The organism is uncultured Romboutsia sp. (assembly GCF_958366745.1).
Classification (GTDB): domain Bacteria; phylum Bacillota; class Clostridia; order Peptostreptococcales; family Peptostreptococcaceae; genus Romboutsia; species Romboutsia timonensis.
Window position 1 is genome coordinate 1 of sequence record NZ_CATXCO010000007.1, and the last position, 26,674, is coordinate 26,674.

Genomic DNA, 26,674 nt, shown 5'->3' on the forward strand with positions numbered 1-26,674 from the left:
ACGCGGGACACCCTGATTAAAAGTCAGGTGCTCTACCGACTGAGCTAATGGATCATCTTATGTGTCAGATTTTATCGAATTTCTTCGCATCTCTTTCGCTCACAAAGATTATTATATTAGCTTTTGTATTCTAAGTCAACATTTTTATTATAATTTCTTATATTTTTTTCAATAAATTAAATAATATGTTAATTTTCACTATAATATTATATTTTATATTCACCTAGAATTGGCTATATTACTTACTTTCAACCTTATATTAATATAACTATATAAACTTAGTTTATTTTATAAATTTTCTTCTTTTAACTATAAAAATAAATAAAATTTACCTATTTTTTATTCAAAACTAGATAAATTTTATAAAATAATTTGTTTGTTATATAAAATAAGAGGGTATAAAAATATATTTTATACCCTCAACTATTTTTATTATTTAATTATTTAAAATTAGAATACATTTCTTCTAACTATAGTTTGTGCTCTATTTGGTCCAACAGAAACCATATCAACACTTACTCCTATTAATTCTTCTATCTTAGCTACATATTTCTTAGCATTTTCAGGAAGGTCTTCAAATCTTTCCACAGAAGTTATATCTTCTGTCCATCCTTCTAATTCTTCATATATAGGCTCACATTTAGCTAAATCTTCTAAAGATGCAGGGAAATCTTTTATTATTTTATCTCCCATTTTGTATGCTGTACATACTTGTATCTTATCAAATCCAGTTAAAACATCTAATAACATTAATGATATACTAGTTAATCCGTTTACTCTTGCTGCATATGTAACTATAACAGCATCGAACCATCCACATCTTCTAGATCTTCCTGTTACTGTTCCGAATTCACGACCTTTGATTCTTATTTCTTCTCCAATTTCATTATCTAACTCAGTTACAAATGGACCTTCTCCAACTCTAGTTGTATAAGCTTTTACTATACCAACAACATCTTTTATCATATTCGGTCCTACACCTGCACCTACTGCAAATCCTCCTGATATCGGATGAGATGAAGTAACAAATGGATAAGTTCCTAAATCTAAGTCAAGTAACGTTCCTTGAGCTCCTTCGAATAATACTTTTTTACCAGCTTTTATTGCATCATAAACTATTACTGAAGTATCTGCAACATGGTTTCTTATCTTCTCAGCATATCCTAAATATTCATTGTATATAGTTTCAAAGTCAAACATAGCTTCTTTTCCATATACACCTTGAACTAATTTATTTTTAGCATCTACTTGTAATTTTAATTTTTTAGCAAATACATCTTTGTCCATCAAGTCACATATTCTTATTCCTGATCTCTCAGTTTTATCCATGTAACATGGACCTATACCTTTTTTAGTTGTTCCTATCTTATTATCTCCTCTAGCTTCCTCTGCTAAAGCATCTAATTCTTTATGATATGGAAAAACAATATGAGCTCTATCACTTATTTTTATATTGCTTGTATCTATATTATCCTTTTTAAGCATTTCTACTTCTTCTAAAAATCCTTGAGGATCAAATACTATTCCGTTCCCTATTACATTTATTGTATTTGGATTTAATACTCCTGATGGTATTAATCTTAAAGCAAATTTCTTTCCATCAACAACTAATGTATGTCCAGCATTATTTCCACCTTGACCTCTAATTACTACATCAGCTTGTGTAGCAAGGTAATCTATAACTTTACCTTTTCCTTCATCTCCCCATTGAGAGCCTACAACTGCAACTGTCTTCATTATAATTCACCTCTATTTTTCGATTTTCGAACACTTTACTTATACATTTTATCAAATATACGTATTATTTTCAAACTTTTTTAATATTATATAGTTTTTAATATGTGATTTTCTGTCATTTTTAAATTTTTATCTTTAATTTGTATAATTTTTATATTATCTAAACTATTTTTCCCATTATAGTTTATAAGATGTATAACTTATTCTGTAATTATATTCAATACATAAACTTTGTATATATTCTGTTCTTCAATACAGTACTAAACTATTTTTTAATAAATTGACTTTATTGCTTATCTATATAATTTTTGGGTATATATATTAAATTTGCATCCTTCTATGAAATTAATTTTTATAAATAAAAAGCAAGCTATAAGCTTGCTTTTATATTTATTCACATTTATCAACAACTCTTTTGTGGATATTGTGGATAACAATTTATTAAAATTTCAATGTTTGTAGATTTTTCAAGACAAATATCCACAATATAGTATTTACAGTTACTCACTTTATGTGGATATTTGTAGATATCTTCCATATTACATCTCTCTAGATTTATCCGCAAATTTTTGAATTTCTCCAAGCCAAACTAATTCAACTGAACCCGTTTCACCATGTCTATTTTTCGCAATTATAACTTCGCCTATATTTTTTCTATCAGAATCTGGATGATAATATTCATCTCTATATAAAAACATAACTATATCTGCATCCTGTTCTATAGATCCAGATTCTCTTAAATCGGATAACATAGGTCTATGATCAGCTCTTTGTTCAGGTGCACGAGATAGCTGAGAAAGTGCAACTACTGGACAGTTCAACTCTTTTGCGATTATTTTTAAAGATCTTGATATTTTAGCTATTTCTTGCTGTCTACTTTCATTATTACCCTCACCTTCCATAAGTTGAAGATAATCTATCAATATTAGGTCTAAACCTTGCTCCATTTTTAATTTTCTACATTTTGATCTTAATTCTGAAATTTTTATACCAGGAGTATCATCTATATGAATTTTAGCATTAGATAAAACTGCCATAGCGTCTATTATCCTTGGCCAATCATTTTCATTAAGCTTACCTGTTTTTAGCTTACTAAGTTCAACATTTGATTGTGCAGACAACATACGTTGTACTAACTGTTCTTTAGACATCTCTAAACTAAATACTGCTACAGATGCATCACCCTTTAATGCAGCATTTTGTACAAGATTTAATGAAAATGCAGTCTTACCCATTGCTGGACGAGCTGCAATTAGTAATAAATCAGTTCTTTGCATTCCATTAATTTTCTTATTTAGATCCCTAAATCCAGTTGTTATTCCTGTTATTTCAGATTTATTTGTGTATAAGTGCTCTATCATATCATATGTATCCATTAAAACTGAATTTATAGATTTAAAATCATCACTAGTTTTTTCTTGTGATATATCAAATATCTTTTTTTCAGCTACTTCTAGAACATCTTCAATTTTAGTTGATCCATCATACCCTAAATTTATTATATCATTAGAAACTTTTATAAGCTTTCTAAGTACTGATTTCTCTTTTACTATATCTGCATAATACTTAACATTTGATGTTGTTGGAACAATTGTAGATAAACTTGTTATATAACTAATTCCTCCTACATCATCTAAGTGACCTTGCTTCTTTAGTTCTTCTGTTAGTGTTATTAAATCTATCGGTTCAGACTTATTACTTAATTTAATCATAGATTCATATATAATCTTATGAGCCTCTTTATAAAAGTCATCTGGATTTATTGTTTCACTGACCGTTATAATAGCCTCTTTATCAAGTAATATAGAACCTAATATAGACTGCTCTGATTCCACACTATGCGGAGGGATTCTAGTCATATCCTCCATTTTTATCACCTCAAGATTTTGTCTATTGTTTTTCCTTTACGTCTACTCTTAGTCTTGTAGTTACTTTTTGATGTATTTTTATATCAACAAATCTTGAACCTAATACTCTTATTGGTTCATCTAAAGTTATTTTTCTCTTATCTACTTCTATATTGTGTTGTTTTTTGATTTGTTCAGCTATATCTTTTGATGTTATTGACCCAAAAAGTCTTCCTCCATCACCCGCTTTAGCATATATAACTACATTTAGTTCTTCCATTTTCTTACCTAATTCTACTGCTGCTTCATATTCTTTTTGAGCTTTTAATTCCTTTGACTTGTTCTTTTCATTTAATTCTTTCATGTTTGTATTATCAGCAGGTACTGCTAATTTTTTAGGTAATAAGTAATTTCTTGCGTATCCATCACTTACTTCTTTTACTTCATTTTTCTTTCCTGTTCCTTTTACATCTTTTAATAATATAACTTTCATCTATTCTTCCTCCTTAATATATGTCTGTATTGTATCTTTTACCATTTCATATGCTTTTTCTAGTGAAGTATCTAATTGAGCACCAGCCATGTCTCTGTGCCCACCTCCACCTAGATTTTCCATTAACACATGTACATTTATATTTCCTAATGATCTAGCACTTATGAATACTCTATCATCTTTTCTAGCTAAAACAAATGATGCCTCTACTTCTTTTATATTTAATAATTCATCAGCAGCTTGCGCTATTACTATATTTATATTATCAGTTTCTGTCTTAGTGTATGCTAAACATATATTATTGTTAATGACTTTTGCATTTTGAATAATTTCTGCCTTAGTTATAAAGTCTTTTATATCTGAGTTAAATAACTTCTTAACCTCAATAGTATCTGCTCCAGATTTCTTTAAATATGATGCAGCTTCAAATGTTCTTACACCCGTTTTAAATGCAAAGTTTTTAGTATCTAAACTAATACCTGCTAGTAATCCTTCTGCAGTCAATTTATTTATTCTTACATCATCTTCAATATATTGTACAAGCTCTGTTACCATTTCACATGTAGATGATACATAAATTTCATGGAATAAAAGTACTGTATCATTAATAAAGTCTACACCTCTTCTATGGTGGTCTATAACAACTACTTTATCCGATATTTCTAATAATTGTGGACATTCTGTGAAATTTGGTCTATGTGTATCTACAACTACTACAAGAGTATTTTTCATACATTCTCTTATTGCATAATCACAATCAACAAAAATACCATCATGATAATCTGATCTTTTAATTTTTTTTATAAATTCTTCTATAGATTCATTTGAATGATCTAAAACTATATTAGCTGTTTTATTACATGATTTACATATATCATATATACCAACAGCTGCACCCATAGCATCCATATCTGGATACTTATGTCCCATTATAAATACATGATCACTTTCTAAAATAACTTCTCTTAAAGCATGCCCTATAAGTCTTGATTTTACTTTAGTAGTTTTTTCTACTGCTTTAGATTTACCTCCGTAGAAAGCAAACTTATCTTTTGTTTTTATAACAGCTTGGTCTCCACCTCTACCTAAAGCTAAATCAAGTGCTCCTGTTGCAAGTTTTAAGTTTTCATTTATTGTATCGCCATCTATTCCAATTCCCATACTTATTGTCACAGGAAGATTATTTCCATAGTCAATCTTTCTTATTTGATCTAGTACTGAAAACTTGTCTGTTTCTAATTTCTTTAATTCTTTCTTATTCATTATTAAGAAAAATTTATCTTTAGAAGTTCTCTTTAATGCTCCATTAGAGTTCATTTCTAATGCTGTTAATTCTTTTTCTATTGCTACACTTAAAAGTGGTCTATTTTCTTCATCTGCACTCTTTAAAACTTCATCATATCCATCTACTTGTATTAGCATTATTGCATTTTTTTCTTCGTTGTATTTTTTTTGCATCTGTAAAAAGTCTGTTTTATCTATCCAATATAACATCATTAGATATTTTGCACTTTTTCCATTTTCATTTTTTATTACGTTATAAACTATAGTATACTCTCTATCTTTATAGCTTATATCTGTGTACATTTCTTTATTTTCATTTAATACTTTTCTAAGATTTAAGTTTTTTATAAGATCATCAATATTTACACCTAGTAAGTCATCCTCACCTATCATAGTATTAAACTTCCCATTATACCAAGTAATGCTACCATCAAATTCAAGTATACATAAAGGTATCGGAAGATTCATTACTGCTTTTTTAGTAGTTTCATCTATATCCAATGATAAATTTTGAATATAATTAGTCCATTCTTTTCTTCTTATATTAGTTGTCTTCCAATTATTAATAACCATATATAAAAATCCAATAAAGAATAAAACTCCTATATAAAAATTATAGTAAAGCAGAAATATAGATGCTATTCCTACAGTAACTATATATAGGTTTACTTCTGGCATATTCATTTTTAAGATTTTTTTACTAGTCATCTATACCTCCTAAGTAGATTTATAGCTTCTTACCCTTCTAAAGTCTATTATACTATCTAACATACCCACAAAAGATATTCCCATAAACCCAAATACACTTAAAATCAATAATGACATAAATATCATTTTTAATGAACCGCCTCTAATCCACTTTTTCAAATAGTAAATAGAGACTGATATACCTTGAAGCATAAACATAAAATTAAATACTAGTTGTAAATTCAACATTATTAAATCAGTGTATAGATTTACTTTAATTAAATCCATAAATAAAACAAGTATATATATTGTAAATGATGCAGTTACAGCATTCCCTGGTAAATAAAAATCTATGAATTTAGGCAATCTTAAATTTACCAATCTTATTCTTCTCAAAACAAAAGTTTCTAGGGCATATATGATAAATGTAACTATCATACCTTGTAGGAATAATATTGCAGGTAACATGTTATTAATATAATTTACGATATCTGATGTATTAAATCCTTCTTTTAAAGACATGCCTGCGTTTTCCATAATTGCTACTTGAACATTTATAGATTCTTTTAATATATTCATAAAGTCATCTAATATATTTGTTTTAAATACTATTTTTGCAATAAAGAAAAATACTATGACACATATCATAGTTACGATAGTACCTATATATATTGGATCAAATTTATTAAAATCATCTTCTTTTCTGTTATTTCTTATTGCACTTCCTATAAAAATTCCTGGAACTATACTCATTATACATACACTAACCGAGTATAGTGGGTTTACAGTAAATATTAATATGAAAAATGTTGCTATTAAAGATAATATAGAGTATTTATTATCAGTTAATGTTCCTATAATTGCATAAGGTACTGGTACTGCCATACTAAGTGTACTTAACATAGGTACATATGCTGTCATTAAACATAATAAGATACCTAATGCCGTTATTAGTAATGCTTGAGGCAGCCTTAATTTATTATTCAATTTAAAATCACTCCCTGTTTTCCATATGTTTTTTTAAATTTGAAAAATCTCCATACCAACTTTCTACACTATGATTTTGATCTATTCCTATTCTTATCTTTTCCTTTATCTTGTAATCTATTTCACTAAAACTTATTCCTAATCTTTTAGCTAGTAAGTATGTTATCATTATTATATTTGCTAAAGTGTCTTGAAGTGCTTCATCTAAAGGCTTTACACCTTTGAAAATCAAATCAAATACATCTCCTACACTAAGTATAAGCTCCTTCTTCATCCACTCTATTATTTTTACATTTTTAGTTACATCTGAATTTCTATCGAATTTCACAGCTTCCCCCCCTTAATATATAAATATTATATCATAAATTATAACAGATTTAACCAGATAAACAAAAAAACGAGCCATAAGGCTCGTCCTTTTCTTAGTCTAATGTATATGGTAAAAGTGCTATGTTTCTAGCTCTCTTTATTGCAACTGTTAATTCTCTTTGGTGCTTAGCACAAGTTCCAGAGATTCTTCTTGGTAATATTTTACCTCTTTCAGTTACGTATTTTTGTAATCTTTGAGTGTTTTTGTAATCTATTCTAGCATCTTTAGAAGCACAGAATTGACAAACTCTCTTCTTCTTACGTCTCTTCTTGTTTATCATAGTAAATTTCCCTCCTTTTTTAGAATGGTATATCGTCATCATCTATTGCTTGGAATCCTTGTGGATCTAATCCAGTTGGCTCAAAGCTAGGTTCAAAGTTCGGCTCGAACCCTTGATGATTTCCTTTATATGAACTCTCAGATTTATTTTTTGTATCTAAGAACTGTACTCTATTTGCATTTACTCTAGTAGCTCTTCTAGTTTCTCCGGCTTGATTTTGGTAACTATCGATTCTTAATGAACCTTGTATAGCTACTAAACTTCCTTTTCCTATATAGTTAGCGCAATTCTCTGCAGATTTGCCCCAAACTTGTATATCTATAAAGTCAGTTTCTTTTTTCCCATCTTTACCTGAGAATTCTCTATCAACAGCTATTGCAAAATTTGCAACAGGCGTTCCAGTCCCTGCGATGTATCTTAACTCAGGATCCCTAGTTAATCTACCAATTAATACAACATGGTTCATAATAACACCGCCTTTTTAGTAATAAAACTAGTTATTAAGCAACAACTATCATGTGTCTTATTACGTTTTCGTTTATCTTTAAGTTTCTATCTAATTCTTTAGGTACTTCAACACCAGCTGCGAAGTTAACTAATACGTAGTGACCTTCAGTGAACTTAGCTATTGGGTAAGCTAATTTCTTGTTCCCCCATACGTCAACTTTAACTACTTCTCCGTTAGTAGCAACTACTTCCTTAACTTTGTTAAGAACAGCTTCTCTTGTTTCTTCATCAGCGTTTGGCTTTACTACGAAAACTAATTCATAATTTTTCATTATCTTTTCACCTCCCTTTGGACTTAACGGCTCTACATTTGTAGAGCAGAGAAATGAGATTTATATCTCATACCTACACATTTTATCATTAGTTTTTACAAATGTCAATTCGATTTTATGTCACATCTTCTATTATTACATTTTTTTGCATCCTAATACGTATATATTTAAATTAATCTGCTAATAATATATACATATAGCCCCCATAACTTAAATATATTTCATCCCAATCTCCCATAAAAAAATGGTGGTAATATACCACCATTTTTTTATGTATAATTTTAATTAAACGTTTTGTTTAACAGCCATATATTTTCTTAAAACTAACCCTATCCTCTTTATTCCTTCAACTATTCTATCATCCGACATGTTTGAGTAATTTAATCTAAAGCAGTTTTCCGTTCCTCCATTAGGGAAAAATGACCCACCAGGTACATATGCAACATTATTTGCCAAGCAATCTTTCATTATAATTCTTGAATCTAAATGTTTTGGAAGCTCTACCCATATAAATAATCCACCCTCTGGATAAGTATATTCTACTCCTTCTGGGAATTCTTCTTTCATAGTTTCTAACATTAAATCTCTACGTCTTGCATATACTTCATTTATTTTTTTTACATGATTATCTAAATTATATAAATCTATAAATTTACTTACTTCTATTTGGGATATACTTGATGCTTGTAGGTCTGCTACTTGTTTTACAAATATGAATTTCTTTAATATGTTTTGATATGCACATGTCCAACCTAGTCTATATCCTGGACATAATATTTTCGAGAAAGTACCTAAGAAAATAACTAATCCTTTTTTATCCATAGATTTTAAAGATGGTAGACTTTCACCTTTAAATCTTAATTCCCCATATGGATTATCCTCTAAAACAGGTATTTCATACTTACTTATTATTTCTATGAATTTTTTACGTCTTTCAAGTGTCCATGTTATGCCTGTAGGATTTTGAAAATCAGGTATTACATAAATCATTTTTACATTTTCTGTAACCTCTAATATCTTTTCTAACTCTTCCATAATCATTCCATCTTTATCAGTAGGAACTTCTATGAATTTAGATCCATATGATTTAAATGCATTTATTGCTCCTAAATATGATGGACTTTCACATAAAACTACGTCACCTTCATTTAAGAATACTCTTCCTGCGAAGTCTAATCCTTGTTGAGAGCCATTGGTTATTAGTATATCATCTTTAGTTACATTTGTTTTATTTTTACTATTCATTCTTCTTGCTATTTGTTCTCTTAATGGTTGGAATCCTTCTGTTGTTGAGTATTGAAGTGCTTGTGTTCCTGATTCCTCTAATACTATTCTAGATATTTCTTTCATTTCCTCTATAGGAAATAGCTCTGGGGCCGGTAAACCACCAGCAAAAGATATTACTTCCGGTTTTTCTATAAGCTTTAAAAGTTCACGAATTTCTGATCCATTTAACGCTTCCATTCTTTTGGCAAATCTAATAGCCATAATTAAAGCACCCCCTGAAAATAATTCCCTTACTTTAATTATAGCAAATCAAATTCTGTTTCTATGTCTATTCACATTACTTTTTTATTATTTTTTTAATTTTTTTTTCGACAGTTTCTCTATCAAGCATTATACTTCTTAAGCATTTTGTACACTTTATTTTTATATCCATGCCTACTCTTGTTATTTCAAACTCTTTACATCCACAAGCATGTTGCTTTTTTAATTCTACAACATCACCAATCTTTATATCCATTGGCATAAATACTCACTCTCCTAGTCTATATTTTCTACTTCTTTTGTTCCATTTTCTAACCTAGTTATTTTATATATTCCCTTATACTCAATGTTATTTTCAACTAAAGTATTCTTTACTTTTTCTATGTCTTCGTATAAGAATCTTATAGATATACCGCAGCTAGCTGTTATCTCTCTTGGTGTAGGTAATGTAGTCGCTCTTACCGAAGCTTCACCTAATAATTTATCTAATCTTATTGCATGATGTGTTGAGTTAAATGAAACTATATACATTTCGTTCATATTGTCATCCTCTTTCTACTTTATAATATTATATAGATATAGTTTGTGATGAATTTTTCATTATATCCACTATAGTATACATATTAGTAACGCTTCCTACTTTTAAACTTTCCTTAAGTCCATAATAATCAAGGCAAGTTCCACAAGATAGTATCTCAACTCCAGCTTCCTCAAGTATTTTTAAATTTCCGATAGTATCATAATTTTCTGTACTTAATTTTACACCTGAATTTACTAAAAGTATACTTTTAGGATATGGTTTTGATTCTGTAAGGGTATATATAAATCCTTTCATAAGTACCTCACCTAATTCATCATTTCCATTTCCCATTTTATTTGAAGATATAAATATACACTTATCCTCTAATTCCTCTTGTTTTTTTTCTTCTATTATAACATTTTCTCCCTTTTTTATCTCTATAGAAATTAAGTCTTTTTCTTCTTTAATCACTCTTGATTCACAGTTTAAAGAGCTAGATAATTTTAATATATTTTGTTTTGCAACATCATTATCTACTGTAACTATTACTATACCTTGTTCAATATTATCTAATTCTTTCTTTGTATTTATAACAGGTTTAGGACAGGCTAAACCTCTTGCATCTATTTCTATATACATTTATAATCATCTCCTTAAAATTATTCACATTTATTCTATCACACTTATATTTTTACCGGTTATAGATTATTTCTATATACAAAAAGATTCCTAAAAGGAATCTTTTATATTATCTCTAGATTTTTATATATACAGACACCTTTTTGATAATACTCTAATTCTTTTTCTTTTGAGATATCTGAATATAATTCACCAAGATTTATGTATAGATCTGCTAATATCTTTTCATCATTTAATTCAGATATTATATTTATACATTTATGTAAATATTCTATAGCTATGATATTTTCATTTTGAGCTTTATGCATATCTGAATAATATTTTAAAACTCTATATTCATTTAATCTATTTTTATTTTTTATTGAAGATGCTAATGCTATTTTACAGTATTTTTTAGCCATATCATATTCATAGTTAGATATATAAGTCTCTATTATTCTAAATAGACTTTTCATCATATATTCATCTTCATCACTCTTTTTAATGTCATATACTCTTTGTGAATACTCTAAAGATCTATCTAGCTTACCTACGCTTTTATATATTTCAGATATAGTTAAATAGATAGATGCTAATTCTGTTTTATTTTTTTCTTTATCTAAAATTTCTAATGCTTTTTTAAAATATTCTTTAGACTTTTCAAATTCCCCAACATTTAAAAAATTATTTGCTTTTAATATTAATACATCTAATTCTTCTTCTAGATTGTTTTTTATATCTATTTCATCCATTTTATTTATATAATCTAAAGACTTCTCATTGTTATCTAGTTTTATATAGCAATATGCCATTTTACTATATAAATCCTTATATATATCTACATCTTCAACTTGTATTTCATTTAATATGCCCTCTGAAAATTCAAATTGAAGTATTGCTCCTTTATAAAACTCTTCTATCATATAAATTTTACCTATATTTAGATAACATTTATACAGTTTATCTTTATCGTTATTTTTTATAAAGTAATATAGTGCTTTTTCATAACCCATAACTGATTCACTATACTTACCTTTTTTAAAATTTATATCTGCTAGTAAGAAATTGCATGTTGCATAATTGTCTAAAACTTTATATTCATCACATATTTTAATTGCTTCATTTAATTGATCTTCTGCTTTTTCTAGATCATTACATTTAATTAAAATCTCACCTTGAAGTATTAGGTTATCTGTTAACTTTTTAGACTGCATCTCTTTAGTCTCTAATAAATAATCCACACTTACATCTAGTTGACTCGCTAAGTATTCTAGTAATTCACGACTAGTGTGCGATTTATCCCTCTCTATATGACTTATTTGGGCTGCAGTAATTCTATCCCCTGCTAATTCTTTTAACGTCATATTTTTTTCTTTTCTTAACTTTTTTATCTTTTCTCCTAAACTTAAAATATTCATACTACTCCCCCCATGAAATCATTTTCTTACAATTCAATTATAACTTATATTTATTCTAAAAACACTATATATTTTCAAAGTATTTTCTTATTCGATTAAATAATGTTCGTTTCTACAAAAAATTTAAATATATTTTTTATATTTTCATAAGTATAACATACTTTATTTCTAAATTTTACATTTCATTTTAATTTATACTGTTTATTTAGTGTATTTATACTATTTTAGTTTGCATATTGCTTTTGAACTAGCTTTTTTATTGATTTAAATTTATATTTCATCCTGCAAAAAAGGATTATCTCAAATCAAAATTATATATTAATAATTTAATTAAGATAATCCCTATTATTCTATTTAATTATTTTTAGATATTTCCTTTAGTGCCTCTATTGCTTTATCTATTTCTTCTTTAGTATTAAAATATCCTATACTAAATCTTACGGCACCTTGTTCAAGTGTTCCTAGTGTTTTATGAGCTAAAGGAGCACAATGTATTCCTGATCTAGTGGCTATATCATATTCGCTATCTAGTAAGAATGTTATTTCACCAGAGTCCATATTTCCTATATTTATAGTTATAACAGCTGCTCTTTTAGTTGCATCTTTAGGACCATAAATTTTTATATTTGGTATTTCTTCTAATCGTTCTAGCATGTATCTACATAATTCTTCTTCATGCTCTTTTATTTTGTTTATACCTTCTTTAAATATAAACTTAACTCCTTCATTTAATCCCACTATCCCAGGAGTATTATGTGTTCCCGATTCATATTTATCTGGAATAAGTTCTGGTTGGAATAAATCTTCAGATTTACTTCCTGTTCCACCCTCTTTTAATATATTTAAGTTTAATCCTTCTCTTATGTATAAAATTCCTGTTCCCTGTGGACCTAATAATCCTTTATGTCCAGGTGCTGCTAACATATCTGCAGAAATTTCTTTTAAGTCTATATTATATACACCTGCTGTTTGAGAAGCATCTACTAAGTATAATATATTATGAGATTTTGCAATATCTGATACTGATTTTATATCTACTAATGTTCCACATACATTTGATGCATGTGTTGTTACTATTAACTTAGTATTCGGTCTTATTGCTTCTTCTAAGTCCTTTATATTTAAAAATCCATCTTTATCACATTGTACTATAGTATTTTCTATGCCTAATTTTTCAAGAGCTTTTATCGGTCTTATTACAGAATTATGTTCCATACTAGTAGTTATTATATGGTCTCCTGCATTCACAACCCCTTTTATAGCTAAATTTAACGACTCTGTAGCATTGTTAGTAAATACTATATTCATAGGATTATCTATATTAAATAGTTTAGCTATATTTTCTCTTGTATCATATATTTCTCTAGCTGCTTTCATAGCTAGCTTATGTCCAGCTCTACCAGGATTTGCACAGTAATTTTTCATACAATCCATCATAGCATCATATACAGCTTCTGGCTTAGGAAATGTCGTTGCTGCATTATCTAAATAAATCATATTATGATTCCTTTCCTTGTCTTAATTGTCCTCAAGAAGCATAGATACTATATTATTTAAATCATCTTCATTATAGTATTCTATTTCTATTTTACCTTTTTTCTTTCCTTTAGATATATTTACCTTAGTTCCAAATATATTTCTTAGTTTCTCTTCTACATCAACAATAAATACATCTTTTTCTTTTGATTTTTTAGGAACTTCTTTAATATTATCCTCACATATTTTCTTAGCTAAAGCTTCTGTTGCTCTAACTGAAAGCTCTTCAGCTATAACTTTATTTGCTAATTCTAATTGAAGATTTTCATCATTTACTCTAAGTAATGCTTTACCATGTCCTGCAGTTATTTGACCTTGGTCTATCATATCCATTATTTTTTGCGGAAGATTTAATAATCTTAATGTATTTGTTATATGCGGTCTACTTTTTCCTACAGCTTCTGATATTTCTTCTTGAGTAACTTCATAATTTTTTATTAAACTTCTATAAGCTAATGCTTCTTCTATCGGGTTTAACTCTTCTCTTTGTAAGTTTTCTATAAGTGCTATTTCCATTATATCTTTCATAGGTATATCTTTTATAACTGCAGGTATATCACTTTTACGAGCTAGCTTAGATGCTCTATATCTTCTTTCTCCTGCTATTATCATATATTTACCTTTATCATCAGGTTTTAACACTATTGGTTGTAATACTCCGTAATTCTTTATCGATTCACTTAGTATCTTTATTTTTTCTTCATCAAATACTCTTCTAGGTTGATCTTGATTTGGATATATATTTTTTAAATCTATCGTTATTATATCTTTTTTATCTATTTCTGTACTAATATCAGGTATTAATGCACTAAGACCTCTTCCTAATCTATTAGTTCTTTTTGTCGCTTTATTCTCCATATTATATTATATCCTCCTCTAAATCTATAAATTCTTCTGCTAGTTCCATATATGCTACTGCACCCTTGCACTTTGAATCATAATAAATTACTGGTTTACCATGACTAGGTGCTTCTGCTAATCTAACATTTCTTGGTATTAGCGTCGTATATACACTTCCTTTAAAGTATCTTTTGACTTCATCTACTACTTGAATTGACAAGTTAGCTCTTCCATCAAACATACTTAATACAACTCCTTGTATATCTAGGTTTGGATTTAGTCTAGATTTTACTAACTTTATAGTACCCATAAGCTGACTAACACCTTCTAGTGCATAGTATTCACATTGTATAGGTATTAAAACACTGTCTACTGCAGTTAAACTATTTATAGTTAACATCCCTAATGACGGAGGACAATCTATAAATATATAATCATAATTATCTCTTACTTTATCTATAGAGTTTTTTAATATGTACTCTCTACTTTCTCTTGATGTAAGCTCTATTTCGCACCCCGCTAAATCTGTATCTGATGCTACTATATCAATATTTTCAAATTCAGTGTTTAATATTGTTTCATTTATATCCACACCATCTATTATGACATCATATATAGTTCCGTCAACTGACTGTTTATCTATACCATATCCACTAGTTGTATTTCCCTGTGGATCTAAATCTAATACTAATATTTTTTTTCCCATTGCTCCTAAACTTGCAGTTAGGTTTACATTTGTAGTAGTTTTCCCTACTCCTCCCTTTTGATTAAATACTGCTATTACTTTACCCATTTTGACTTTTCCCCCCGTAATCTTTTAAAAAAAGATTACTGCAAAGCAGTAACCCTTTTATTTTTTAGGAATCTTTACGACAACTTCCATATAATCGCCTTTATCTACTTCATTATATTTAGCTTCGATTCCTGTACCAATTATTGCATCAAAGGCTTGCTTCATCGTGTTTAAATATATTCTTATGCCCATAGTTCCCTTTATATTTTGTTTTTTATCTGAATCTTGAGGGCTTTCAAGCTCCTCTAAAAGATTCTTTATCATCTTTTCTGTTTTCTTTACAGTTAATTCATTTTTTATTACCTTATCAAGAACTTCATTAATTAATTCTTCTGTTGGTAGTTTAAGAAGAGCTCTTGCATGTCTTTCTGTTAGGTTATTTTCTACTAACTTTATTTTTACGCTATTTGGTAACCTAAGTATTCTTAGCTTATTCGCTATAGTAGATTGATTTTTACCTAATTTCTCAGCTAACTGTTGTTGCGTAAATTCATGTTCTTTTATTAGGTTTTCATAACCCATTGCTTCTTCTATAAAATTTAAATCTTCTCTTTGTAAATTTTCTAATAAAGCTAGCACTGCAGATGATTCATCCGACATGTTATTTATGATAGCTGGAACAGCTTGAAGGTTCGCTAATTTTGCTGCCCTAAATCTTCTTTCCCCCGCAATTAATTCATACTTATCATCTTTTTGTCTAACTGTTATTGGTTGAAGTATTCCATAAACTTTTATAGAATTGCTTAGCTCTTCTAAAGCTGCTTGTGAAAATACCTTTCTTGGTTGATATGGATTAGGGACTATATTTTCTATAGGTATCTCCATAACTTTTTTATCTTCCATAACATACCTCTCTCATTTAGAATAAATATATTTTAATTTAATTCTTTACAAATTAATACTTCATTTTAATCCTTCATTAGATATATAAATAACATTTCTTCACAATACTTATATAATCCTTCTATTTTATTTTATTTTTAACATAATTTTATATATTTCTAAAATAAAATATTTATTTTATCGGACTTTTCGCTGGTTTTCCCGCTTTTCTTGGGTACTTATCTGGCGTATTTTTTACTTTTTTGAATACTAATATATTATGATTTAAGTCAGATTCAGGTAATTCGATATTTATTTTTTCTATAAATTCAACCCCTAAAACATCCATAGCTGCTTTTGATTCCTCTAACTCTAAGTTTGCGTTTGGACCTTTTAAGCACACAAAGTATCCACCTACTTTAACAAATGGAACACAAAACTCCATTAAAATAGGTAGTCCTGCAACAGCTCTTGCAGTAGCTATATCATATTTTTCTCTGTATTCTTCTAGCTTACCAAAATCCTCAGCTCTACCATGTATAAACTCTATATTATCTATTCCTACTTGTTTACTTACTTCTTGTAAGAAGTTGATTCTCTTATTTAATGAGTCTAATAATGTTAATTCTATATTTCTTAAGCAGATTCTTAAAGGTAATCCTGGAAATCCTGCTCCAGTACCTACATCTATAATAGATACTCCATCTTTTATATATCCGTTAGTTACTGCTGAAACAGAATCTAAGAAGTGCTTTATATACACTTCTTTTTCATCTTCTATTCCAGTAAGATTCATTTTCTGATTCCAATCGACTAATATTTCCCTGTAAATATTAAAATCATTTAACATTTTGTCGTCTACTGATATTCCTAAATTTTTAAGACCATTCTTTAATATATCTCTATTGCTCATCTTTTCCTCCTCTAGATCTTCTCATTTGTTCTAAGTATATAAGAAGTACTGATATATCTGCAGGTGAAACTCCAGAGATACGAGATGCCTGTCCTATAGATATAGGTCTTATTGCATCTAGCTTTTGTCTTGCTTCTATTCTAAGTCCATCTATTGATAAATAGTCTATTACTTCTGGTAATCTCTTATTTTCAAGCTTTTTAAATTGATCTATTTGTTTTAATTGCTTTTCTATATATCCTTCATATTTCGTCATTATTACGCATTGTTCTTTAACTTCATCAGATACATCTTCTCCAGCACCTTTACCTATAGCCTCTATTAACTCATAAGTTACTTCTGGACGCTTTAAGAATTCATATAAAGATAAACCTACTTTTATTTCTGATGCTCCCATTTCATTTAATAAATGATTTACTTCTTTAGGAGTTACTCTTTCTGTTTTTAATCTTTCTAATTCTTGTTCTACTTCAGCTTTCTTTTTAAGGTATCTTTGATATCTTTCTTCTGAAACTAAACCTATATCATATCCTCTTTGAGTAAGTCTCATATCAGCATTATCTTGTCTTAGATATAATCTATACTCTGATCTTGAAGTCATCATTCTATATGGTTCATTAGTTCCTTTTGTAACTAAGTCATCTATTAATACACCTATATACGCTTCTGATCTATCAAGTACAAAAGGCTCTTTTCCTTCTATTTTATGAGCTGCATTTATACCCGCTATAAGTCCTTGAGCTGCTGCTTCTTCATATCCAGATGTTCCATTGAACTGTCCAGCACTGAATAAGTTTTCAACTCCTTTTATTTCAAGACTTATTTTTAATTGAGTTGGATCTATACAATCATACTCTATAGCATAAGCTGGTCTCATTATTTTAGCATTTTCAAGACCTTTTACACTTTTGTACATTTCAAGTTGAACTTCATAAGGTAAACTTGTTGATATTCCTTGAATGTACATTTCCTTTGTATCTAAACCTTCTGGCTCTATAAATATTTGATGTGATTCTTTATCACTAAATCTTACAACTTTATCTTCTATCGATGGACAATATCTAGCTCCCGTACTATCTGCCTGACCACTATACATAGCTGTTCTTTCTAAGTTGTTCATTATTATTTCATGTGTTTTTAAGTTCGTTCTCGTTAAATAACAAGGTTCTTGTTTTATTCCTATATTATCTGTTAAGAATGAGAATGGAGTAATCTTTTTATCTCCTTCTTGTATAGACATTTCCGAGAAGTCTATACTATCTCTATGGATTCTTGCAGGAGTTCCCGTTTTAAATCTTCTCATATTTAATCCTAAATCAACTAATCTCTCTGTAAGATGTTTAGAATATGCTAATGCATTAGGACCTTCATTTATAGTTAACTCTCCTATAAATATTTTAGAATTTAAGTAAACTCCAGTTGCTAATATAACTGCTTTAGCTTCATATTTACATCCTAACTTAGTAACTACACCTGTAACAACTTGTCCTTCATGTAATATATCAACTACCTCATCCATAACTATATCTATATTAGGATTGTCTTCTAAAGTTTTCTTCATTTCTGTGTGATATTTATATTTATCTGCTTGTCCTCTTAAAGAATGAACAGCTGGACCTTTAGCAGTATTTAACATTCTACTTTGTATAAGTGTTTTATCTGCATTTATACCCATTTGCCCACCTAAAGCATCTATCTCTTTTACTAATTGTCCTTTTCCTGTTCCACCTATAGATGGATTACAAGGCATTAAAGCTATTGAATCTAAAGACATAGTAACTACTAATGTCTTATGACCCATTCTTGCTGTAGCAAGAGCCGCTTCACAACCAGCATGTCCTGCTCCAACTACTATTACGTCATATTTCCCTGCTTCAAACTGTTTCATATGGATCTCCTTTCTGTTTTACGTTATGTTTCACGCAAAACATAACGTTCTTTTTTATATTTATTTACCTATACAGAAGTTTGCAAATATTGTATCTAATAAATCTTCTCTTACTGTATCTCCGTTTATATATCCTAAATAATCCCATATATTTTTAAAATCAACTTCTATAAAATCATATGGCATTCTCTGCTCAATTGCACTTATTGCATCATTTATAGATTCATATGCTTTAAATAAAGCATCTTTATGTCTTGAATTAGTTATCATTAAGTTAGAAGAATTTTTTACACTTCCATGATAAACCATTGCTTCTATTTTATCTTGTAATTCTTCTATTCCTTGATGCTTTAAAGCTGATATTTTTATTATATCTTCACTATTAACAAATTCTTCGATTTTCTCTAATTCTATTTGAGGTTCTAAGTCCATTTTATTTAATAAAACTATAGTCTTCTTATTTTTAAGACTTTCTAAAATTTCCATATCTTCTTCAGATAGTTTTCTAGATGCATCAAGTACCATTATAACTAAGTCAGCTGTACTGAAAGATTCTCTAGATTTTTCTACCCCTATTTTTTCAACTACATCTTCTGTTTCTCTTATACCTGCAGTATCAACTATTTTTAGAGGTATACCTTTTATATTAACGAATTCTTCAATAACATCTCTAGTTGTACCTGCTATATCCGTTACTATAGCTCTATTTTCTCCTAATATAGAGTTTAATAAAGATGACTTTCCTACATTAGGCTTACCTACTATTACAGTTTTTAAACCATCTCTAAGTATTTTACCACTTTCAGCCGTATCGTAAAGTTTTTTGATTTCATTTCTAAGCTCAAGAGCTTTTTCTTCAAGTGTTTGATATGTGATTTCTTCTACATCTTCTTCTGCAAAATCTATAGAAACTTCTAAGTGAGCTAAAACTTCCGTAACATTCATTCTTAAATCTTTGATTTTTTTAGCTAAACTTCCTTCTAATTGACTTTGAGCTACTTCATGAGCCATATCCGTTTTTGATTTTATAACATCTATGATAGCTTCAGCTTGAGATAAATCTATTCTACCATTTAAGAAAGCTCTCTTTGTAAATTCTCCTGCTTCAGCTAATCTTACACCTTTAGATAATATAAGTTCTAATATTTTTTTTACTGAAATAAATCCACCGTGGCAATTTATTTCTATTACATCTTCTGCAGTGTATGAATTTGGACCTTTCATATAAGCCACTAATACTTCATCTATTACCTTTTCATTATCAACTACTGTCCCATATATCAATGTTCTCGCATTATAATCTTTTATCATTTTTCCTGATTTAGATTTAAAGATTGATTGGGCTACTTGTAGTGATTTTTCTCCACTAATTCTGATTATTCCTATTCCACCTTCTCCTGGTGCTGTAGCAATTGCTGCTATAGTATCATCTATAAACAAATCATTCACCTCTTAATATAAATTTTATCCTTTTCGTTACTTTTAATTGTTTCCTTAATCTTAACATTATATAAAATAAATTGCAAAAATAAAACCCCCTATTACCTAGGAGGTTAATTTTATTTTATATATTCTATTACTAATCTTCTATATGGATCTGTTCCTTCACTATAAGTACTTACATACTTATCATTTTGAAGAGCTGAATGTATTATTCTTCTTTCATAAGGATTCATATAGTCAAGCTTCTTAGTTCTCTTTGTTTTAGCTACTTCTCTAGCTACTTTGTGTGCATATCTAATTAAAGATTCTTCTCTCTTAGCTCTATAATTTTCTATGTCTACAAGAACTCTCATATTAGAGTTTTTATTTATTTTATTAAGAGCAAGTCCTGTTAATAATTGTATAGAATCTAAAGTTTCACCTCTTCTACCAATTAAAGACGCTGCTTCTTTACCTCTTATATCAACTTTTATAAGATTTCCTTCTTGATTAACACTTAAATCTGCATCTACTTTAGAGTTTTTAAGTATATTTTCAATAAATGCCTTAGCTATATCTATTTCTGTTTCTTGTTCTATAACAGTAAATTTATAAAGTCCATCTTTAGCACCTAAAAATCCTAAAAAACCTTTTGTAGGATTTTCTAATACTTCAATTTCTAAATCGTCTAATTTAACATTTAGTTTTTCGATCGCTTTACTTATAGCTTCTTCTTTACTTTTACTTCTTATTTCTAGGCTTTTCATCTACTACTTCCTCCTTAGAAACAGCCAGTTTAGCTCTTAAAGGATTCATTATTAAATAGTGTTGTGCTATTGCAAACACGTTACCTATTGTCCAGTATAATGTAAGACCTGCTGGGAAAGAGAATCCCCAGAATAACATCATAGCTGACATAACATAAGTCATCATCTTCATAGAACCTTGTTGCTGATCCTTAGGCATCATTAATGTTTGCATTAAAAATGTAGTTGCTCCTGATAATACAGCTAATATAACATCTGGCGTAGTTAAATCTTTTATCCATAAAAACCCTTTTGCTGCAGTTGCAAATTGAGCTTGATCTACAAAAACTCCATATGTAACAGGTTCTCTTAATACAGAGAATAGTGCGATTAATATAGGCATTTGTATTAATAAAGGTAAACATCCTGCTAATGGATTAATTTTAGCTTCTGTGTATATCTTCATTATTTCTTGTTGTTGCTTTTCAGGTTTATCTTTATATTTAGTTTGTATTTCTAGTATCTTAGGCTGTATATCTTGCATTGCCTTTGTAGATTTTGTTTGCTTAATTGTAAGTGGTAGTAATAATACTTTTACTACTATCGTGAATAATATTATTGAAAGTCCATAGTTTTGAACAAGTTCAAATATTATTCTTAGGACATGTCCTAGTGCATTACTTATAATGTTCACTTTCTATACCTCCCAAAGTATGTGTTGTTTTATTTAAGTGGGTCATATCCTCCTGGATGAAAAGGATGACACTTTAATAATCGTCTTATTGTTAAATATATCCCTTTTAACGCTCCATATTTTCTAATTGCTTCAATTGAATACTGAGAACAAGTAGGATAAAATCTACAAGTCGGCCCTTTTAAAGGAGATATAAATTTTTGGTAAAATCTAACTAAGTAAATAAGTAACTTCGATAAATACCTATTAATTTCCTTTAATATATAATATTTTTTTTTCAAAATATAGACCTCCAAGCAAAAAAATATAGACTTATATTAATCCTGCTTTTCTTATAAGATGAGTCATAGATTTTTCTATATCCTTATAATCAGCTTCTTTTATTGCAACTCTAGCTATAAATACAATATCATATCCATATTTAACGTTTGCATCGATATTTAATCTATATGATTCTTTTATTCTTCTTCTTATTTTATTTCTATTAATAGCATTTCCTACTTTTTTAGAAACTGAAATCCCTACTCTAGTAGAGTCTGATTTATTATCTAGTATATACATTACTAAGTTTCTATTCGCAAAAGATTTGCCGTGTTTGTATACTTTTCTAAAATCAGAGTCTTTTTTTAAACCTTGGGTTCTTTTGAAGTCCATATTAAAACCTCCATAAACACAGCTGTTAATTATATTTTCTACACAAAAAGGCCACTTAATAGCGGCCTTTTTAATTATTAATGAGTTAATCTATTTCTTCCTTTAGCTCTTCTTCTCTTTAACACGTTTCTTCCGTTAGACGTCTTCATTCTCTTTCTGAAACCATGTTCTTTCTTTCTTTGTCTTTTCTTTGGCTGATAAGTTCTTTTCATCGTATTACACCGCCTTTCAGATTTGTTTTCCGTTTATAAAAATAATAACTTTACCCTCAAAGTAAACATAACACATACAATTATAAATGCTTTTATATATGTTGTCAACGAGTTTTTGGAAGTCATAAATAACTATTTTACTCTCATTATATTATTACAATTTAAGACTTTTAGTATAAGTGTTATTCACATCTTTTATATAGTATAAAGATTTTATTATTAGAAACTCTATTGATGTATGTATATATATTTATCAACATATGGTGAATATTGTGGATAAATTAGTTGCAAATTATTGAAGTTTGACGTTTATTCTGATATTATAGATATACTTGTGTATAATATTAATAAAATTTATTAACTTATCAACGTTATACACAAACTGTGGATATAAATGTGTATAACTTATTAGTTAACTGACAATAATTTAGTTATAAAGTGTTTTCTTTATATATTTTTGCTATTTATAACTTTATATACATATTGTTTATAACTTTTTGCTTTTACAAGAATAATTACCATTATTATATTTTATCCACACAATTATCCATAAATATTCTTATTTATAAAATTTATATAGATTTCATTAGTTTTTGTTAATAACATTGTGGAAAATGTCAATTATTCTATGCGGAGGTTCATACTATGGATATAGTTTCTTTATGGGACAAAACACTACAATTAATAAAAGGTGAGCTATCTCCACCTAGTTTTAATGCTTTTTTTAAGCAAATAATACCTTTAAAAATACATATGAATGAATTAATACTTTTAGTTCCTAATGATTTTACTAAAGGTATTTTAGAGGATAGATATTTAAATCTAATTGAAAGTTCAATAAATCAACTTTCATTAAAAAAGTATAAAGTTAAATTTGTTTTAGATGAAAAATATGTTGAAGGTTTAGAAGAAGAGCCAAAATCTTCTAATATACCTCAAAAAAATTATCCAAATCTAAATCCTAAATATACTTTTGATACTTTCGTAATCGGTAATAGTAATAGATTTGCTCATGCTGCATGCGTTGCTGTTGCTGAATCTCCTGCTAGAGCATATAATCCTTTATTCCTATATGGAGGTGTTGGATTAGGAAAAACTCACTTAATGCATGCGATAGGTCATCATATAATAACTCAAAAAAAGGATGCTAAGGTTGTTTATGTTTCATCTGAAAAATTTACCAATGAACTTATAAACTCTATAAAAGATGATAGAAATGAAGAGTTTAGAAATAAATATAGAAATGTAGATATACTTCTTATAGATGATATTCAATTCATTGCAGGAAAAGAAAGAACTCAAGAAGAGTTTTTCCATACTTTTAACTCATTACATGAGGCTAATAAGCAAATAATTATTTCTAGTGATAGACCTCCAAAAGAGATTCCTACATTAGAAGACAGATTAAGATCTAGATTTGAAATGGGGCTTATAACAGACATTCAAGCACCAGACTTTGAAACTAGAATAGCTATACTTAGAAAAAAAGCTCAAATGGAAAACATAGAGGTTTCAAATGAGGTAACTAATTATATAGCTAAAAATATAAAATCTAACATAAGAGAATTAGAAGGTGCTTTAACAAGAGTAATTGCATATTCATCTCTTACTAATAGAACAATATCTTTTGATCTTGCTGTAGAAGCACTAAAAGATATAATAACTACTACTAAAAATGAAGAAATTACTGTAAATAGAATAAAAGAAAAAGTAGCTTCTGTATTTAATATAAAAATGGAAGACTTCAATTCTAAAAAAAGAACAAGATCGATAGCTTATCCAAGACAAATAGCTATGTATTTATCTCGTGAACTTACAGATTTATCACTTCCTAAAATAGGTGAAGAATTTGGAGGCAGAGATCATACAACTGTTATTCATGCCCACGATAAGATAGTTAAAGATATACAAGTAAATGAGGAAATTAAATCTAAAATAGAGAAAATAATTTTAGATTTAAAGGGATAATTTATAAACATTTACTTGTGGATATGATGTTGATGTAATGTTTATAGTTTTTTTGTCTAAATTTTATTAACACAATATTATATAAAAAATAACAAAGATATTAACATTTTGTACACATGTTGATATCTTTGAATTTATTTAGACATAGATACTTATTAACATTATCAACAACACTTACTACTATTACTACTAATATTTTTATTTATTTTTTTATATAAATTCGACAAGGAGGTTATCCACATTGAAGATAATTTGTAATCAAAAACTTTTAGCTAATAAAATAGGTATTTCTCAAAAAGCTATTAATGGAAAAACAACTTTAGAGCTTTTAAAGGGTATTTTATTATCAGCTAAAGATGGACAATTAAAGCTAACTGGATATGATTTAGAAATCGGAATAGAAACTTATACACAAGCTGAAGTTATTGAAGAGGGAGAAATTGTAGTAAATGCTAGACTTTTTGGGGATATCATTAGAAAGTTACCTGATTCATTTGTTGAAATAGAAACAGATGCTGAAAATAATGTATATATAAATTGTTTAAATTCAAGATTTAAGATAAAAGGAGATTCTGCAAAAGAATATCCAAGACTTCCTGAAGTTAATGAAGAAGATTTATATAATATACCTCAAGATTTATTAAAAAATATGATAAAGCAAACAGTATTTGCTATATCTCAAGATCAAACAAAACCTATATTAATGGGAGAACTTTTAGAAATAGTAGATGGAGATATAAGTTTAGTTGCTATTGATGGATATAGACTAGCAGTTAGAAGTTGCAAGATTGATAATATAACAAATAATGCTAAGGTCATAATTCCAGGAAAGGCATTAAATGATGTAAATAGTTTATTATCTTCAGAAGAAGATGTAAAAGTTGGATTCGATGAAAAAAATGCAATATTTATCATAAATGACACTAAAATAATAACTAGACTTCTTGAAGGTGACTTCATAGATTATAAAAAATTATTACCAAGAGAATATAATTCAAAAGTAAAGTTAAAAACTAAAGAACTTTTAAATAGTATAGAAAGAGCATCATTATTGTCACAATCTGAGAAAAATAACTTAATAAAGTTATCAATAAGAGATAATGTTATGGCAATTACTTCAAATACTGATAAAGGAAATGTATATGAAGAAGTTAATTTAGAGTTAACTGGTGAATACTTAGATATAGCATTTAACTCTAGATATTTCTTAGAAGGATTAAAAAATATAGATAGTGAGGAAATCTTTATAGAATTCACTACAAATATAAATCCATGTATAATAAGACCTGCTGATGACGTTAAGTATACTTATTTACTACTTCCTGTAAGAATATCATCTAATATATAGTTTAAGCATAAAACCCAACTAATAAAGTTGGGTTTTTGTAGCTAATTTTGTGATATAATATATATTTAATGTGATGTTTTATAAATATCAAAAATCTTATTAATAGGAGGAATTCATTGATGATTGAAATAAATATAGATTCAGAATATATAAAATTAGATCAACTTCTTAAGTTAGCAGATGCTGTGTCTACAGGTGGACATGCTAAATTTTTAATATTAGAAGGTCTAGTTAAGGTTAATGGCGAAGTTGAAATGAGAAGAGGTAGAAAATTAAAACCTCAAGATATAGTAGAAGTTGAAGGACAGAAAATAAAAGTAGTGTAAAAAG

29 protein-coding genes are annotated in these 26,674 nt (G+C 28.2%); 3 read left to right on the forward strand and 26 right to left on the reverse strand.

Translation table 11 applies throughout. From position 1 onward, the window contains the following. Nucleotides 1–450: 450 nt before the first annotated feature. The 26 genes from Q5F54_RS01290 to rpmH form a co-directional block, all read right to left on the reverse strand. Nucleotides 451–1,737: an adenylosuccinate synthase gene (locus Q5F54_RS01290; RefSeq protein WP_302333881.1), complete on the reverse strand. Its 1,287-nt coding sequence runs from the start codon at nucleotides 1,735–1,737 to the stop codon at nucleotides 451–453. A gap of 539 nt (nucleotides 1,738–2,276) precedes the next feature. After that, nucleotides 2,277–3,605 carry a replicative DNA helicase gene (gene dnaB, locus Q5F54_RS01295; protein WP_071118877.1) on the reverse strand — a complete coding sequence of 443 codons (1,329 nt, stop codon included), beginning with the start codon at nucleotides 3,603–3,605 and terminating at the stop codon, nucleotides 2,277–2,279. A gap of 22 nt (nucleotides 3,606–3,627) precedes the next feature. Further along, entirely contained in the window at nucleotides 3,628–4,077 is a 450-nt protein-coding gene (gene rplI, locus Q5F54_RS01300; protein WP_071118876.1) for a 50S ribosomal protein L9, read from the reverse strand. After that, nucleotides 4,078–6,069, reverse strand: a complete 1,992-nt coding sequence (locus tag Q5F54_RS01305) for a DHH family phosphoesterase (protein ID WP_281538593.1) — start codon at nucleotides 6,067–6,069, stop codon at nucleotides 4,078–4,080. Nucleotides 6,070–6,078: 9 nt separating this feature from the next. Further along, on the reverse strand, nucleotides 6,079–7,035 hold the full coding sequence (locus Q5F54_RS01310; RefSeq protein WP_302333882.1) for a YybS family protein: 957 nt from the start codon (nucleotides 7,033–7,035) through the stop codon (nucleotides 6,079–6,081). 7 nt (nucleotides 7,036–7,042) lie between these two features. Next, the gene (locus Q5F54_RS01315; RefSeq protein ID WP_074010998.1) at nucleotides 7,043–7,363 is read right to left on the reverse strand and encodes a MazG-like family protein; all 321 of its coding nucleotides are present in this window, start codon (nucleotides 7,361–7,363) and stop codon (nucleotides 7,043–7,045) included. A gap of 94 nt (nucleotides 7,364–7,457) precedes the next feature. Further along, nucleotides 7,458–7,685 (reverse strand): 30S ribosomal protein S18, encoded by a 228-nt coding sequence (rpsR, locus tag Q5F54_RS01320; RefSeq protein ID WP_071118875.1) that lies wholly within the window; start codon nucleotides 7,683–7,685, stop codon nucleotides 7,458–7,460. Between the two features lie 19 nt (nucleotides 7,686–7,704). Continuing rightward, complete coding sequence (locus tag Q5F54_RS01325) at nucleotides 7,705–8,151, reverse strand: single-stranded DNA-binding protein (RefSeq protein ID WP_071118874.1); 447 nt, start codon at nucleotides 8,149–8,151, stop codon at nucleotides 7,705–7,707. 34 nt (nucleotides 8,152–8,185) lie between these two features. Then, the gene (gene rpsF, locus Q5F54_RS01330; RefSeq protein ID WP_071118873.1) at nucleotides 8,186–8,464 is read right to left on the reverse strand and encodes a 30S ribosomal protein S6; all 279 of its coding nucleotides are present in this window, start codon (nucleotides 8,462–8,464) and stop codon (nucleotides 8,186–8,188) included. Between the two features lie 285 nt (nucleotides 8,465–8,749). Then, the gene (locus Q5F54_RS01335; protein WP_302333883.1) at nucleotides 8,750–9,952 is read right to left on the reverse strand and encodes a PLP-dependent aminotransferase family protein; all 1,203 of its coding nucleotides are present in this window, start codon (nucleotides 9,950–9,952) and stop codon (nucleotides 8,750–8,752) included. A gap of 76 nt (nucleotides 9,953–10,028) precedes the next feature. Next, complete coding sequence (locus tag Q5F54_RS01340; RefSeq protein WP_281538590.1) at nucleotides 10,029–10,214, reverse strand: DUF951 domain-containing protein; 186 nt, start codon at nucleotides 10,212–10,214, stop codon at nucleotides 10,029–10,031. 14 nt (nucleotides 10,215–10,228) lie between these two features. After that, complete coding sequence (locus Q5F54_RS01345; protein ID WP_071118868.1) at nucleotides 10,229–10,492, reverse strand: DUF3343 domain-containing protein; 264 nt, start codon at nucleotides 10,490–10,492, stop codon at nucleotides 10,229–10,231. A gap of 28 nt (nucleotides 10,493–10,520) precedes the next feature. Continuing rightward, complete coding sequence (gene yedF / locus Q5F54_RS01350; RefSeq protein ID WP_071118867.1) at nucleotides 10,521–11,111, reverse strand: sulfurtransferase-like selenium metabolism protein YedF; 591 nt, start codon at nucleotides 11,109–11,111, stop codon at nucleotides 10,521–10,523. Between the two features lie 104 nt (nucleotides 11,112–11,215). Continuing rightward, nucleotides 11,216–12,508: a helix-turn-helix domain-containing protein gene (locus tag Q5F54_RS01355; protein ID WP_302333884.1), complete on the reverse strand. Its 1,293-nt coding sequence runs from the start codon at nucleotides 12,506–12,508 to the stop codon at nucleotides 11,216–11,218. A 354-nt stretch (nucleotides 12,509–12,862) separates the two neighbouring features. Then, nucleotides 12,863–14,005 (reverse strand): aminotransferase class V-fold PLP-dependent enzyme, encoded by a 1,143-nt coding sequence (locus Q5F54_RS01360; RefSeq protein ID WP_302333885.1) that lies wholly within the window; start codon nucleotides 14,003–14,005, stop codon nucleotides 12,863–12,865. 21 nt (nucleotides 14,006–14,026) lie between these two features. Further along, entirely contained in the window at nucleotides 14,027–14,902 is an 876-nt protein-coding gene (locus Q5F54_RS01365; protein WP_071118864.1) for a ParB/RepB/Spo0J family partition protein, read from the reverse strand. A 1-nt stretch (nucleotide 14,903) separates the two neighbouring features. Then, nucleotides 14,904–15,677 (reverse strand): ParA family protein, encoded by a 774-nt coding sequence (locus Q5F54_RS01370; RefSeq protein ID WP_071118863.1) that lies wholly within the window; start codon nucleotides 15,675–15,677, stop codon nucleotides 14,904–14,906. A gap of 57 nt (nucleotides 15,678–15,734) precedes the next feature. Beyond that, nucleotides 15,735–16,520 (reverse strand): nucleoid occlusion protein, encoded by a 786-nt coding sequence (noc, locus tag Q5F54_RS01375; protein ID WP_288525694.1) that lies wholly within the window; start codon nucleotides 16,518–16,520, stop codon nucleotides 15,735–15,737. 172 nt (nucleotides 16,521–16,692) lie between these two features. Then, complete coding sequence (gene rsmG / locus Q5F54_RS01380; protein WP_281538586.1) at nucleotides 16,693–17,412, reverse strand: 16S rRNA (guanine(527)-N(7))-methyltransferase RsmG; 720 nt, start codon at nucleotides 17,410–17,412, stop codon at nucleotides 16,693–16,695. Further along, the gene (gene mnmG / locus Q5F54_RS01385) at nucleotides 17,402–19,300 is read right to left on the reverse strand and encodes a tRNA uridine-5-carboxymethylaminomethyl(34) synthesis enzyme MnmG (protein WP_071118860.1); all 1,899 of its coding nucleotides are present in this window, start codon (nucleotides 19,298–19,300) and stop codon (nucleotides 17,402–17,404) included. The genes rsmG and mnmG overlap by 11 nt, the downstream gene beginning before the upstream one ends. Before the next feature lie 60 nt (nucleotides 19,301–19,360). Beyond that, nucleotides 19,361–20,740, reverse strand: a complete 1,380-nt coding sequence (gene mnmE, locus Q5F54_RS01390; protein ID WP_277230074.1) for a tRNA uridine-5-carboxymethylaminomethyl(34) synthesis GTPase MnmE — start codon at nucleotides 20,738–20,740, stop codon at nucleotides 19,361–19,363. Nucleotides 20,741–20,859: 119 nt separating this feature from the next. Continuing rightward, entirely contained in the window at nucleotides 20,860–21,489 is a 630-nt protein-coding gene (jag, locus tag Q5F54_RS01395) for an RNA-binding cell elongation regulator Jag/EloR (protein WP_288525696.1), read from the reverse strand. Next, nucleotides 21,464–22,162 carry a YidC/Oxa1 family membrane protein insertase gene (locus Q5F54_RS01400; protein ID WP_277230069.1) on the reverse strand — a complete coding sequence of 233 codons (699 nt, stop codon included), beginning with the start codon at nucleotides 22,160–22,162 and terminating at the stop codon, nucleotides 21,464–21,466. The genes jag and Q5F54_RS01400 overlap by 26 nt, the downstream gene beginning before the upstream one ends. Nucleotides 22,163–22,191: 29 nt before the next feature. Next, nucleotides 22,192–22,443, reverse strand: coding sequence for a membrane protein insertion efficiency factor YidD (yidD, locus tag Q5F54_RS01405; RefSeq protein WP_277230066.1), 252 nt, complete (start codon nucleotides 22,441–22,443; stop codon nucleotides 22,192–22,194). Between the two features lie 31 nt (nucleotides 22,444–22,474). Next, complete coding sequence (gene rnpA / locus Q5F54_RS01410; protein WP_281538583.1) at nucleotides 22,475–22,816, reverse strand: ribonuclease P protein component; 342 nt, start codon at nucleotides 22,814–22,816, stop codon at nucleotides 22,475–22,477. Between the two features lie 77 nt (nucleotides 22,817–22,893). Continuing rightward, complete coding sequence (gene rpmH / locus Q5F54_RS01415; protein ID WP_007285206.1) at nucleotides 22,894–23,028, reverse strand: 50S ribosomal protein L34; 135 nt, start codon at nucleotides 23,026–23,028, stop codon at nucleotides 22,894–22,896. A gap of 645 nt (nucleotides 23,029–23,673) precedes the next feature. Between rpmH and dnaA the strand changes: the two genes are divergently transcribed. The 3 genes from dnaA (at nucleotide 23,674) to yaaA (ending at nucleotide 26,670) form a co-directional block, all read left to right on the forward strand. Further along, nucleotides 23,674–24,996 (forward strand): chromosomal replication initiator protein DnaA, encoded by a 1,323-nt coding sequence (dnaA, locus tag Q5F54_RS01420; protein WP_071118854.1) that lies wholly within the window; start codon nucleotides 23,674–23,676, stop codon nucleotides 24,994–24,996. 241 nt (nucleotides 24,997–25,237) lie between these two features. Next, the gene (dnaN, locus tag Q5F54_RS01425) at nucleotides 25,238–26,344 is read left to right on the forward strand and encodes a DNA polymerase III subunit beta (protein WP_071118853.1); all 1,107 of its coding nucleotides are present in this window, start codon (nucleotides 25,238–25,240) and stop codon (nucleotides 26,342–26,344) included. Nucleotides 26,345–26,463: 119 nt separating this feature from the next. Beyond that, nucleotides 26,464–26,670 carry a S4 domain-containing protein YaaA gene (gene yaaA / locus Q5F54_RS01430; RefSeq protein WP_071118852.1) on the forward strand — a complete coding sequence of 69 codons (207 nt, stop codon included), beginning with the start codon at nucleotides 26,464–26,466 and terminating at the stop codon, nucleotides 26,668–26,670. Nucleotides 26,671–26,674: the final 4 nt, after the last annotated feature.